Genomic DNA, 12,905 nt, shown 5'->3' on the forward strand with positions numbered 1-12,905 from the left:
CCTCGCAATGTAGCCCATATCTCCCTCTCACATGAATAAGACTTCTCACTTTCCCTATGGTAAAATAGACTATAGAGTTCTAACCATCAAGGGGTGATGTCAGTGAATATCCAAAAAATAAGTGATCGTAAAAAGTTAGATGAAAAAGTGCTCGGCATGCCTTGGTTTGTGCAGCAGTTCATTGATTATAAGTTACCTGATCTGTCTCCATCCACACTACTTGAATATATTCGAGATTACGAAACATTCTTCAATTGGTTACGAGGCGAACTACTCTCCGAAGCCGATCATAATACAAAAGTTACGTTAACAGAACTTGAAATGCTACGTATGGAGAATGTGGTAAGTTACCGACTATATCTAACCACTCGTCTAGAAGGTGCCAATTCTAAAGTAACGATTTCTCGGAAACTGTCTTCTCTACGTTCTTTATTTCATTATTTAAGTCAGATTGCTGAGGATGAGGAATTCTATCCCCTTTTGAAACGGAATATCATGGCCAAGGTAGAGGTCAAACGTATTCACAAACCCAAGGATACTGCAGCTAAGTTGAAAGGTAAAATCCTTGAAGAAGACGAATTACTTGAATTCATAGGTTATATTCTTGAAGGGTATGGGGTCGACGTTGCTGACAACAAACAAGCCATGTACTCGTATGAACTCAATAAAGAACGCGATGCTTGTATTGCTAGCCTTATTTTGAATTCAGGATTACGTGTCTCTGAGGTCATTAATCTGAATATCGAAGATTTGGATTTCAATAATAAAATGATATACATATTCCGTAAAGGGAATAATGACGAAACCTATAAGACACCCGTCTATTTCCGTGAACAGGCAAAGGATGATCTAGCCTTATATCTCAGTCTTCGACATGCAAGATATCATGCACCTAAGAAAGAGAAGGCACTATTCCTCACGATCCCTAATGGGCAACATGAAGGAAAACGAATGACCAAACGTGCCGTTCAAGCCATGATTATTAAATATGCGACCCGCTTCGGCAAACCGTTCCTTACCGTGCACAAATTACGCCATTCTTTTGCAACAGACTACTATCTTCAGAACGATATCTATAAGACGAAAGAACAGTTAGGTCACGCTTCCACTGAAACGACCGAAGTCTACGCGCATCTAACCGATAAGACGATGTCCGAAGCGATTGAGCGACGGGTGGAGTCAACGTAGGATGGGTGAGTAATAAGTTTAGGTAGGCTATACAAATGGATAGAGACATCAGAATACATCTGATTCTCTATCCATTTGTATCATGTTCACGGACAGGGATCCTATCGCTAGATTATGTACTTAGTAGATATCATTCTTTTACAAGATAGGATTAACGGTTGAGAGGCGTTCTGCGACACCAGCTAGTTTATCTATGGTTCTAGGAAGGCAACCTTTTATATGGTAATAACGATGTCGTTCACACCTTTTCTCGAGTCGCCATACTCTGCTAGTTCCCCGGAATCCATTCAACTTTTCTTAATGTGAAACGTCTTATATTACATAACTATTTGAGAAAGAAGGTTTCACTAATGAAGAAATGGATGTTGGTTCTGCTTTCCTCTTTCTGCTTATTAGGTTCTGGCACAAGTGTCGTTAATTCCGCTAATAATCCACAAATCACGATTAACGTAAATGGAGAAATGATCACATTCGATGTGGAACCTATTAATGATCATGGTACAATACTTGTCCCCCTCCGCTTCGTTATAGACAAGCTTGGTGGTAAAATTGTCTCTTGGAATAATAACGAGTTGATCTTAGCGAAAGACACAACAACAATTACATTACATATCGGCTCTAAAATTGTACAAAAGAATCAAGAGCAATTTATGCTTACGACCGCACCGCAATTAATAGGCGGAAGAACGTTAGTACCGCTTCGGTTTCTCTCCGAGGCATTTGGTGCAAGCATAAATTACATCGATAATAACGTGTCGATTGGTACACCTTCAGCTATTCATCTGTCCCCAGCTATCAGTGGTAATTCCATAGGTAACCTTAACAATAGGGGCTGGTATGTAGGTGAGGGAGATTGGATTTTTTTCAACAACCAAAGTGACCACGGTAAGCTTTATAAGATAAAGGTAGATGGTACCGAAAGCCAGAAAATCGCTGATGACTATGGTGACCACTTGAATATTGTTAACCAGAAGCTATACTACATAAGTGGCCACAAACTGATCAAATCTAGTCTAGATGGAACAAACCGTAATCTCATGGCAGATTTCGGTTTAGGTGGGCCACACTTGATGTCTGTTGTTGGAGACTGGATTTATTACACGCAAGGAAATTCTATGTTTATGCCTCTATATCGCATGAAGACGGACGGAACATCTAAACAATTACTTGAGAAGAATGAAGTATCCAGTATCGCAGTGATCGATGGGAAAATTTATTACACTATCTATCTCACCAAACTATTTGTCATGGATATTGACGGAAGCAATAAAAGGAAATTATTAGATAACGGTTCTGTTTCAGCACTAGATGTTAAAGATGATTCTTTATTCTTTAATAACAATGGAAAGCTATACATGATGGGTACGGATGGAACATCTTTAACTAAGATTTCCGATCATGATGCTCGAGATATTAACATTCATGGGGATTGGCTATATTACAGCAATTATTCCGAATACAGCAAGAAATTATATCGGATCAACCTCGTTGACCATTCAACTCAAAAAATCGGAGATGATAAAACATTTTATCTCAACATCATAGGAAACAAGATAATCTATAGCAATCCCTATGAAAGAATCACGAAGCAGATCCCTATTGAATGATCAAAAATAGACGAACCCTTTTTAATTGGGATTCGTCTATTTTAGTTTTAAAATCTATCATTGTGTAAGGAACCTTGATCTGATTAAGTATTTACCTATCCAATATCCAATTACCCAAGTAAATAAATACACTATAACGTATACAAAGGCTGAACTATTTAAGAGAGTAAACATGATTACAATATAAGTTATTAGTGAGACTGTTAATGATAGAATTACATTACTATGAGTTAAATAACAAAGTGCCCCTTGTATGAGAAATACTACTGGGAAAATTAAAACCACACCAACAATCATTAACGATTTCATATTCAGATCTGTCAAGTTGAACATATTCGTTAAAGATAATATGGATACCAATGACATGATCAGTGCTGGAAATAGTATCGTTATGATGTTTTTCAGACCCATAACATCCCCCTCAATTATCTACCATACGTTCTAATATTCGTATCCCCTTACTTTTGAGTAAATGTTAAGATCCGCTAATTGGTCAGAATCATTCAAATTAAAGTTTCGTAACGTTCCCTCTAAGGTAAATCCTGCTCGTTCTGCCACTCGACTACTCGAAGTGTTTAGGCGGTTACAGCATATCTCAATCCGATTTGCTTCTAAATGAGTAATTGCAAAGGTTGAAATCGCATTTACAGCTTCTGTCATTAGACCTTGCCCTGTACGAGCGGTCCTCAACCAATAGCCGATTTCGAACTTGCGAACTTTCCAATCGATGCGATGGAGTCCACTACTTCCTACCAACGCACCAGAATCTTTATCAAATAAATGCAACACTAAATCTGTACGCTCTAAGAAATTTAATCTAGCTTTTCTTATGTATGCTTCTGATTCTTCTGCTGTAGGTATATTCTTCACAAACGGTAACCATGGGCGCATTTCATTAACACTTTCTCTGATCGCCTCGTTCACAGCAGATCCATCACCCCACTGAGGAGCACGAATGATAAGACGATGACTTTCAAACTCTTCTGGAAATGACAGCAAAATGGGATTCGTACTCATTAACCTCTCTCCTACTCTATCCATAAATTTTCAATATTATATCATAAAAGAAATGAATAACTCTATGGTATTTACCGCTTCAACTTATACGAAAAGGAATATATTCAACAGCTCGTATCTTTTTTAATATAATCTCATTCCTAACCAAATAACTGCGCCTAATGCGATAAAAGTAGCTAACGAGACAAAGATGACATAACCCTTTTTAGTAGCTGTAACCGAATGTTTATCATAAAAATCAGGTTTCCTACCCATTCCGATCCACAACTCACCAATTAGGTTTACGACTACAATAGAAAAGTTCTTAATAATCCCCACCCGTGCCACCTCCAATTTCAATTCCAACTATACAGTAATATCCTATATTTATATAACTATTCTGTATATAAATGATGATTTTAGGAACATTAAGGTAAATACGTAGAACTAATAAATGTTATAGAAAAGAAAAGGAGTAGCAAATGAGTACTACAATAAATCGCCACCAAAATAATTCAAATATTTCGAATCGATCTGTGTACTCCAATAGAAATATATGGTCTGGGATTCTATTTGGACTCGGGTTAGTTGGCTTTATTGATGAAGTTGTATTTCATCAGCTATTACATTGGCACCATTTCTACGACAAATCAACGACAGACATTGGATTGGTGTCGGATGGTTTGTTCCATGCTTTTAGTTGGTTTGCGACTATTGCTGCTTCGTTTTTATTAGCAGACTTACACCGCAAACAAGCTTACTGGTTCAAAAGGTGGTTAGGAGGTGTGTTTCTTGGGGGAGGGGTTTTTCAGCTATACGATGGGACTATCCAGCACAAATTAATGACGTTACATCAGATTCGTTATGTGGATAATGTGGTTGTTTATGATTGGATCTGGAATATCTTAGCTATCATCATGATTATAATTGGTGCCACTCTCATCATTCGTACGAGAAGCACACGACAACATGGAGAAACTGTTGCTCATGAATCACAATAATCACAGTGATAGCGTGGGAACTAACATGAACCAAGTAGCAGAGATAATACCTCAGCTACTTTTAGCACTACCTTTTGTAATAGTGTTGATTCTATATATTGGGGCTGTCATCATCTCCAATCAGCATCATAAGCCATGGCCGCTATCTCGAACTGTCTACTGGTTTTTTGGAATTTTCTTCGCTGTAATATCAGTGATAGGACCCCTAGCACATCAAGCCCACATAGATTTCACAGCGCATATGCTCGGTCATTTACTCTTGGGGATGCTAGCTCCACTCCTTATGGTTCTCGCTGCACCAATGACACTAGTACTACGAACAATAAGAATCACTTATGCAAGACGTCTTACACGTATTCTAAGGAGTTGGCCTTCTCGCATGTTTACCCATCCTGTTGTTACATCTGTTTTAAATATAGGAGGCCTATGGTTATTGTACACAACCAACTTATACTCCCTTATGCACGAGAGTACCGTTTTGAATGTCATTGTGCATTTCCATGTATTCATGGCAGGTTACCTATACACAGTATCAATGATTTATATTGACCCAATACTCCACCGGGTTTCTTTTTTATACCGTTCAATCGTGTTGATTATAGCCTTAGCTGGTCATGGCATCCTATCAAAATACATCTATATGCATCCGCCAGCTGGCATACCCTTAGAACAGGCAAACCAGGCAAGTATGGTGATGTACTATGGTGGAGATATCATTGAGTATATTGTTATCTTCGTACTTTGTTGGCAATGGTTTAGAGCGACCAAACCTCGGAGAGGAGTAACTTTGGGGCCAGCTATTGATCAAAGATAATTAACGTATAAGACATTCGGTCCATTTACCTTTCCGCACCCACCATGTATTCGATTTTTCGCATACATTCGGTCCATTTACCTTTCCGCACCCACCATGTATTCGATTTTCCGCATACATTGGGTCCGTTTACCTTCCCGCCACCAGCATGTATTCATTTTTCGCATACATTCGGTCCATTTACCTTCTGCCCCCATCATGTATTCGATTTTCCGCATACATTGGGTCCGTTTACCTTCCCGCCACCAGCATGTATTCGATTTTTCGCATACATTCGGTCCATTTACCTTCCCGCACTCACCATGTATTCGGTTTTTCACATACATTGGGCCCATTTACCTTCCCGCCTCCACTATGTATTCGGTTTTTCGCATACATTGGGTCCGTTTACCTTTCCGCACCCACCATGTATTCGATTTTTCGCATACATTGGGTCCGTTTACCTTCCCACCCCCATCATGTATTCGATTTTTCGCATACATTGGGTCTGTTTACCTTCCTGCATCCACCATGTATTCGGTTTTTCGCATACATAGCGTAATGACATTGTTAAAGGATGTCATTCCCTCTATCGAAATACCAGCATCGTCATTTTTTAAATAGTGCGTTGTCCTTATCTTAATCAGCTAAATCTCATTAATGGAGATCACATAGTAACGAAACTCAGCAGAAACGTCAAAACCTGTTGACTGATAGAGACTTAATGCGCGTTTATTTTGAGTAACTACGCCTAAACGAATTTGAGAGTACTCTTGTCGTAGCAAGAGATCAACTACCCTTGCAAGAATTTCACGGCCATATCCTCTACCTTGAATTGTGGGAAGCACGCAAAAATCATGAATAACAGCAGTATTCGTATCAACACAATTAACCCTTATTATTCCAATAGGTGTCATATTGGCCTTTGCAATGTAAGTAATACGTGCAGAATCGATAGTACGAGTAAAATACTCCCTAGTCCAAGACTCTGAATCTCCAAAAGCCTGTGATGAACACTGTACCATAAACTCGTAATCCTGTTCTTCTGCTAATCTCAATATTGTGCCCTCTAAACCTAATCTAGTATCTTGTACCCGCTTATGAGTCATAGCGAATTCAGATGTACTAAAGCTAGCCCCTAAATGCTGTATACAATCAATACCAGGCTCAGAGTTTGCTGGAATTCTAATACGACAAGTTTGGATACCCTGTAATAGTTGCATCTCCGATATTGCATGTTGCAGTAAGTCCCGAAAAACACCCTGACGACGAAACTCTGGGTGAACCATACCGTTAATATTTGCTTCAATCCCATCCGAAGTATACCAACTAAGGAAACCGATCAACTGATCTTCAATTTTACAAAGAAAAGCCTCATCTCCATCTATCGCTCTAAGACTTTCTACGCCCACCCTCAAACTTGAACTATCGAATATCTTGCACTGCTGTTCTAGCATTCTAATCTGATCGATCGGTTGACTTGAAAAATCATTCATTTTAATAATTTGATATCCTTGCATGTGCACTGGTCATCCTCATTATGAAGGAATCACGCAGTTTATGGACGATTAGGCGCTATCCTTCTAATTTCTGTCCGATTATTTATGGTTACCATATTAACGCCCCCCTGATAAGCTATAAATTGATTCTAACTGAATGATGAGAAAATACAATGTTGGTTTATTCATCGATTGAATAAACCATCAAGATTATTATTAGATATTCTTCTATGAACGCAGTCTGATTACATTGTCTGTTTGGATAACGTATCGAAATAATCTACAACTACCTCACGGAATTCCTGTGCAGCCTGCGAAATGTACCGACTTCTGTGCCATAATAGAGCTATCTCCCGTACCAATTCGTGATCCTCTACTTGAAGATACTTAATCTCTTCCCGTGAATTCCTTGCTGTGCTTGGTATGAAGGCTATGCCAATCTCAGCTTCCACAAGAGCGCTAAGTCTTGCAGGTTCATCTCCCTCATACACATAATTAGGTATAAATCCTACCGATAGGCATACTGAGTCAATTAAATCACGAGTGCCGTAGCCTCTCTTTACACCCACAAACCATTCATCTCTTAGCTCTGTTAAGGATACACTACTTCGATCTGCCAGCCGATGCCCCTTTGGAACAGCTACAAGGATTGGGTCGATAAACACGGTTAGACATTCGATGTCATCCCCTTCAATAGGAGGTGAGGACAAGCAACAATCAACCTCTCCTCGCTCAAGTAGTGTCACCATTTCCTGTGTGGTTAGCATTTGTACATGAAATTGGATATAGGGACGCTTTTTTCGAAACTCTCGAAGGATATTTGGTAATGCACTTGCGGCGGTCACCGCTAATTCGAGTATGTTATGTTCCGGACTGGATAAATCGTTAAGCTCCTGCTTCCCCTGTTCCAATTCAAACAAAGCCCTTTCTGCACGGCGAAGAAAACTACTTCCGAACTCATTTAATTGCAGCTTCCTACCAATTCGGTCAAACAAAGGAACCCCCAGATCCTCCTCTAAACGTTGAATTGTTTTACTTAGTGACGATTGAGTAACGTGTAGAGTTCGTGCAGCTTCGGTTACATGTTCCAAACGAGCTACTGCGATAAAATATTGTAGTTGAAGAAGTTCCATTTCGCGCCCCCATTCATTCCTTCAAATCAATGAGATTATATCATCAAATGCGTTGGAATCAATAAAGGATTTCAAGTACGATGATACTAACAAGATTTAGGGGTTGTTAAAAATGAGTACTCGCAGCAGGTGGTTAATGATTTCAGTTGGTCTTGGTATATTATTGAACCCTCTCAATTCTTCGATGGTTTCTGTTGCTATCCCGAGTCTGCAACATGTGTTCCGCCTTGATTTCACAGGTGTTTCTTGGATTGTGTTTTCTTTCTATATTACAAGTGCTATTGCACAACCCGTCATGGGAAGGGCCAGTGATTTATTCGGTCGTAGAAAGATATTCCTTACTGGGCTTGTTGTAGCTTTCATTGCCTCATTAGTAGCTCCATCATCACCAACCTTCGGGTGGCTTATCGTGTTCCGCATTATGCAAGCCATCGGAACAAGCATGATGGTTGCGGTTGGAATGGCCATTGTGCGAATTCATATTACGGAGAAACAAGCCACTGCGCTGTCTGTTTTGTCCATATTTCTATCCGGTGCGGCAGCCATTGGGCCCTTTATTGGCGGGGTTATCATCCACTGGTGGGGATGGCCTGCTATCTTTTTTGTCAATATTCCATTCGTGGTGGTAAGCTTTCTATTATCTTGGAGGAATATTCCCAAGGACGAACCGTCAACATCCGTTGTCGTAGGCATGTCCTTTCGTAAATGGTTTGATATGATTGACGTTACAGGGATCCTGCTCTTCACAGTGGGTCTGGTTGTCATGCTCGTAGGATTACTCTCAGCGAAATCATCCGGAAATATTTCATTAGGAAATATCAATGTTGGACTAATAGGCCTCGCTCTTCTGGGGGTATTCGTACTACATGAGTTAAAAACGTCGTCACCCTTCATTCCTTTACGTACATTCGTCAAATATCCTGCTATGACTTGGGTTAATGTCGAATTCATGCTTGTTAATGTACTTTATTACTCACTTTTTTTCGGGATTCCTTCCTACTTACAAATGGTACGTCATGTCAGCGAGTTCCAAACAGGGATGCTCATGCTAACTTTAGGCTTAAGCTCGCTAGTTACTTCTCCATTAGCAGGACGATGGATCGATAAATCAGGACCTCGACCAGCATTACTTGTGTCCGCCATCCTGATGACATTAGGGTCGATATGGCTCGTTACATTGAATCAAACTTCACCTGTTATTAGCGTCTGTTTCGCTTTGGCCGCATTCGGTATTAGCAATGGATTGAACAATGTGGGTTTGCAAACGGCCTTGTTCCAAAGCACAACAAAAGAAATTATCGGTGTTGCATCCGGATTATTTAATACATCACGATACCTGGGAACGATTATCTCTTCCTTACTAGCAGGCATCGTAATGGGAGGTAAGTTCAACTCCGATGGATTTCGAGTGCTTGGAATTATCCTCACAATCATTGCATTGTCTTTGGTAGTGATGAGTTGGAGGCAACGGGAGTCAAGACAATTGAAAGAGTCATAAGTTTTATCAATTTCTAAAAAAACGAACCATAGAGTCGATGGCTGAATCTAATGAAACCTATCACCTTTTACGAACGATTCCATAGTTAGGACACTTAACAGCTGCCATGTTCATAGCTGAAATTGGGAATATAAAAAGGCTCTCATCCGTGAAACAGCTAACCGCTTTCGCCGGTCTTGACTCAGCTGTTCTCGAATCGGGAACCTTCTTTTGTTCAGCATTTTAAATGTTTTTAAACAAGTCCAATACGTTATGAAAATGAATTTCGCTCAACTGTTCGACGACCTCTTCCACTACCAAATTCTCAGTATTACATCCAATGGCTATGATGGGTAATATTGGCGTTGGTATTGCGGGTCTACGTAACTATGTTGAGAACCTTCATACTGAACTTTCGGACAAAGGGATTTACGTTGGTCACCGTTCATTAGCTTTATTCATTACTGAACCAGGTTCTGGCAAAGTGAATGATCCAGATGTGATCGCTGATATGCGGTATGAAGCTTATGCAGAGAAAGCAGTTTGGGAACAATCCAAAAGGCTTTACTCTCGAAGCCCTCTTATCCTTCTACAATAGCAATAATGAAAACTTCCGTACTCATTTGGAATCTCGAAACTAATTCCTCTTTTCATTTTATCCCCCCCAGCATTTATTCAACCCCGTTATTTCAACGAAACACGGAGTAGCTACCGCTTGCAAACTGCTCTTTGTTCGTTCAGCTATCGTGTCCCGTTAGCCATCCATGCAGCGCAAGCGCTGCACCACAGATGATGAAAATGGTTATATTCAGTCAATACTGCTACTACGGCTGGCGAAGAAGGTCGATGAAATATGGTGCCTAGAGCCCATCCGTTAGTCTGACTCCAACGACCACGGTGCATCACAGATTGTCGCTCCCTTTTGGGAAGCACTCATGGGAGATTAATCCTACTCTGGTTATTGCACCAGCCTAGCCTTTATTGGTTGTAGAAGGAAGTTTGTTGTTTTTCGGTCTGCCTAACTTTATATAAGTACAAATAAGGCTCAGCCTTTTTTTGAAAGTGTTTTTCTGGGTGCTTTTTCTTATGTTCTTTTACTAGTATTGAGCTAGTTTAATTTTCATGGGAGTTCAACAAAGCTTAATTTCTTATTTTATTTAGCTGTGCTTAACGTTATGATTTCTATGCTGTTATTATATGGATAAGCTGTAACAGTGACAGCCTTCACGTCGTTACTTATCGCTTCATTTTGCTCGCCATGAGCTGGTCCTTTGAAGCATTACAGGACATCCAACAAAGCGGCAGTCCTGAACGCAACGTCCGCGACTGCCGCTTTCCTCATTTCCGCGTTAAGCGGCCGTTCAGTCGACGTCCGAGATCTTCCACGCGCCATTTTCCTGCATGAACACGATTCCCGGAGTGCCCGACTTATTGCCGTACGGATCGAACAGGTAGTTGAACGTCACATACGCCAGCAGTGCGCCGCCGGGACGGTCTTCGAACGTCACGGAGCGGACGCCAGTAATGATCCGCTGGCCGATGATCCCGAACGACTGCGCCGGCGTGCCGTTCTTCACGAACAGCCGGCCGAGCGCAGCGACGTCGCGACCGTTCATGGCGTTTACATAGCCGTTCAGCAGCTTCGCGGCGGCCAACTTATTCGCTTCTCCCGCATAAGCGCCTTCATCGAGCAACTGCGGCTTGAAGACGAGCAGCGCGCCGCGCACGCTTGGCGTCCACGTCAGCTGGAAGCCGAACGCTTCCGCCGTCGAGCGCAGCGGCAAATAAACGCGTCCCTTTACGATCACCGGCTTGGCGTTCGCACCGGTAAGCTGCTTGCCATTCACCCATAGCGACAACGTAGCGCCGCTTTCTGGGTTGATTCCCTGCGTATCAGGCTGCGTTGAAACGAAGGCGGCTTTATACGCGGCGTCCCATCCCACGTACCAGCCGAACGATTCTGCAAGCGCGCGCATCGGTAGCAGCATGACGCCGCTCGAAACGATCGGCGCAAGCGCCGGATCGTTCACCGCGACACCGTTGATGGCCAGCGTAGGAGCGGCTGGAGGAGCAACCATAACGCTGCGTATAGATCTTATCCAGCCGGTGTCGATGGAGAGGTCATAAGTGCCAGGTGTGATCGGCTTGAAGGTGCCGTCAATCGCTTCACCGTAGGCAGGCATCGTGAATTGAAAATCGTACCGTGCTTCGGAGTAAGGCGCGGTATAGACGAGCAGTGCTCTTTTGGACGGATAACTCACGCCCTTCGCTGTCATATAGCCGCCGGATGAGCCGGAGGTCTCAACGAAGATCCGAACCGTTCCTTCATAGTTACTCGCGTCACTGCCCGTAATACGAACCGTCTGTCCGATGGCCGGCTTGCGAGTGCTGACATCTGCCTGCGGAGATACCGCCAGCAATTCGTAAAGCTCTTTGATGGCCGTGGCATCCTGGGCGATATATTTATCTTCGCCAACATGGATGAGGACGTGCTGCGAATCCTTGAATTGCAAGTAGATATCGGTGCCGTCGGTTAGCATGACATCGACACTGGTGGCGAAAAAGGCGTCCTCGCCGACCAATTGCTCCGTCGACGGCTTTGCGTTCTTAAGCAGCCGGTTCACGACGGCCGCCGTCTTCACAATAGCGCCTTGGTCCGCTGCGCGTGAGCCGAACAGCGGCACCCACCGCAGATCGGCCTGCCCCATTTGGACCCGCTGGACCGCAGGCGCTTGAATGGCCGCCGGCTGCGCCGATGACACCGGCACGGCCGCAGTATCGTTTTCGGCGGCAGCCGGCACATTGGCGGCCGTTGACGCTACCGCCCTCGCGGTCCCGGCCGTTCCGGCGGGAACTCCGACGGCGAGCAGCGCCGCCAGGCCGAACATATAGAACCATTTCATTTTCATCTCATCGTCCCCTCCGCCTGATATCAGCTAATAGCTAATTATTTCAATCGTTACACAAGTAATTGGGCAATCCATCATGAATGAGCATTGAACGGTCAATTAATTCACCTCTATTTAATATGACGCTTTTAATTCAATAAAGTTCCATATAGTTGGCTTGATCATTTATTACGTTAACCTGCCCGTCCCTCGGTTTTAAGGGTTTATCTCATATATACTCACTCATTCGCAGGATTTCGTCGCCTTGGAATACAGTTGCTGTTCGGAGAGTAAGCTCATTAGACACCGTTGTACTAATCTTG

The 12,905-nt window shown here is 42.4% G+C and carries 12 protein-coding genes and 1 pseudogene; 7 read left to right on the plus strand and 6 right to left on the minus strand.

The genetic code is table 11. The annotated features are described in order from the left end of the window. Positions 1–102 precede the first annotated feature (102 nt). Together xerS and AC1D69_RS17905 are read left to right on the plus strand one after the other, a co-directional pair. Entirely contained in the window at positions 103–1,188 is a 1,086-nt protein-coding gene (gene xerS, locus AC1D69_RS17900) for a tyrosine recombinase XerS (RefSeq protein WP_495457507.1), read from the plus strand. A 350-nt stretch (positions 1,189–1,538) separates the two neighbouring features. Then, a complete protein-coding gene (locus AC1D69_RS17905) occupies positions 1,539–2,795 on the plus strand; it encodes a DUF5050 domain-containing protein (RefSeq protein ID WP_495457508.1) in 1,257 nt (418 codons plus the stop codon). Between the two features lie 441 nt (positions 2,796–3,236). Here AC1D69_RS17905 and AC1D69_RS17910 read toward each other — a convergent pair whose 3' ends face one another. Beyond that, on the minus strand, positions 3,237–3,812 hold the full coding sequence (locus tag AC1D69_RS17910; RefSeq protein WP_495457509.1) for a GNAT family N-acetyltransferase: 576 nt from the start codon (positions 3,810–3,812) through the stop codon (positions 3,237–3,239). Positions 3,813–3,935: 123 nt separating this feature from the next. Then, positions 3,936–4,130 (minus strand): hypothetical protein, encoded by a 195-nt coding sequence (locus AC1D69_RS17915; RefSeq protein ID WP_495457510.1) that lies wholly within the window; start codon positions 4,128–4,130, stop codon positions 3,936–3,938. A gap of 143 nt (positions 4,131–4,273) precedes the next feature. Here AC1D69_RS17915 and AC1D69_RS17920 point away from each other — a divergent pair, with 143 nt between their 5' ends. Then, positions 4,274–4,792: a DUF2243 domain-containing protein gene (locus tag AC1D69_RS17920; RefSeq protein WP_495457511.1), complete on the plus strand. Its 519-nt coding sequence runs from the start codon at positions 4,274–4,276 to the stop codon at positions 4,790–4,792. Between the two features lie 25 nt (positions 4,793–4,817). Then, on the plus strand, positions 4,818–5,606 hold the full coding sequence (locus tag AC1D69_RS17925) for a cytochrome c oxidase assembly protein (RefSeq protein WP_495457524.1): 789 nt from the start codon (positions 4,818–4,820) through the stop codon (positions 5,604–5,606). Positions 5,607–6,232: 626 nt separating this feature from the next. On the opposite strand, the gene AC1D69_RS17930 is transcribed toward AC1D69_RS17925, so the two are convergent. Together AC1D69_RS17930 and AC1D69_RS17935 are read right to left on the minus strand one after the other, a co-directional pair. Then, a complete protein-coding gene (locus tag AC1D69_RS17930) occupies positions 6,233–7,105 on the minus strand; it encodes a GNAT family N-acetyltransferase (RefSeq protein WP_495457512.1) in 873 nt (290 codons plus the stop codon). Positions 7,106–7,329: 224 nt separating this feature from the next. After that, the gene (locus tag AC1D69_RS17935; protein ID WP_495457513.1) at positions 7,330–8,217 is read right to left on the minus strand and encodes a LysR family transcriptional regulator; all 888 of its coding nucleotides are present in this window, start codon (positions 8,215–8,217) and stop codon (positions 7,330–7,332) included. A 112-nt stretch (positions 8,218–8,329) separates the two neighbouring features. Between AC1D69_RS17935 and AC1D69_RS17940 the strand changes: the two genes are divergently transcribed. The 3 genes and pseudogenes from AC1D69_RS17940 to AC1D69_RS17950 all read left to right on the plus strand — a co-directional run bounded on the left by AC1D69_RS17940 (position 8,330) and on the right by AC1D69_RS17950 (position 10,292). Further along, positions 8,330–9,715 carry an MFS transporter gene (locus AC1D69_RS17940; protein WP_495457514.1) on the plus strand — a complete coding sequence of 462 codons (1,386 nt, stop codon included), beginning with the start codon at positions 8,330–8,332 and terminating at the stop codon, positions 9,713–9,715. Between the two features lie 100 nt (positions 9,716–9,815). Beyond that, positions 9,816–9,941: pseudogene (locus AC1D69_RS17945) on the plus strand (transposase); the annotation flags it as partial. Between the two features lie 99 nt (positions 9,942–10,040). Continuing rightward, positions 10,041–10,292, plus strand: coding sequence for a dehydrogenase (locus tag AC1D69_RS17950; RefSeq protein WP_495457515.1), 252 nt, complete (start codon positions 10,041–10,043; stop codon positions 10,290–10,292). Positions 10,293–10,435: 143 nt separating this feature from the next. Here the strand turns inward: AC1D69_RS17950 and AC1D69_RS17955 are convergent, their stop codons facing one another. After that, on the minus strand, positions 10,436–10,600 hold the full coding sequence (locus AC1D69_RS17955; protein WP_495457516.1) for a hypothetical protein: 165 nt from the start codon (positions 10,598–10,600) through the stop codon (positions 10,436–10,438). Positions 10,601–11,055: 455 nt separating this feature from the next. Further along, on the minus strand, positions 11,056–12,603 hold the full coding sequence (locus AC1D69_RS17960) for a copper amine oxidase N-terminal domain-containing protein (protein ID WP_495457517.1): 1,548 nt from the start codon (positions 12,601–12,603) through the stop codon (positions 11,056–11,058). Positions 12,604–12,905: the final 302 nt, after the last annotated feature.

It is taken from the genome of Paenibacillus sp. Y301, from assembly GCF_059445505.1.

Excerpts from the sequence above, each read along its gene's own strand:
- AC1D69_RS17930 (WP_495457512.1), bottom strand. The coding sequence starts at position 7,105 with ATGCAAGGATATCAAATTATTAAAATGAATGATTTTTCAAGTCAACCG.
- AC1D69_RS17960 (WP_495457517.1), bottom strand. The coding sequence starts at position 12,603 with ATGAAAATGAAATGGTTCTATATGTTCGGCCTGGCGGCGCTGCTCGCC.
- AC1D69_RS17925 (WP_495457524.1), top strand. The coding sequence starts at position 4,818 with ATGAACCAAGTAGCAGAGATAATACCTCAGCTACTTTTAGCACTACCT.
- AC1D69_RS17950 (WP_495457515.1), top strand. The coding sequence starts at position 10,041 with ATGATGGGTAATATTGGCGTTGGTATTGCGGGTCTACGTAACTATGTT.
- AC1D69_RS17935 (WP_495457513.1), bottom strand. The coding sequence starts at position 8,217 with ATGGAACTTCTTCAACTACAATATTTTATCGCAGTAGCTCGTTTGGAA.
- AC1D69_RS17910 (WP_495457509.1), bottom strand. The coding sequence starts at position 3,812 with ATGAGTACGAATCCCATTTTGCTGTCATTTCCAGAAGAGTTTGAAAGT.
- AC1D69_RS17905 (WP_495457508.1), top strand. The coding sequence starts at position 1,539 with ATGAAGAAATGGATGTTGGTTCTGCTTTCCTCTTTCTGCTTATTAGGT.
- AC1D69_RS17920 (WP_495457511.1), top strand. The coding sequence starts at position 4,274 with ATGAGTACTACAATAAATCGCCACCAAAATAATTCAAATATTTCGAAT.
- AC1D69_RS17940 (WP_495457514.1), top strand. The coding sequence starts at position 8,330 with ATGAGTACTCGCAGCAGGTGGTTAATGATTTCAGTTGGTCTTGGTATA.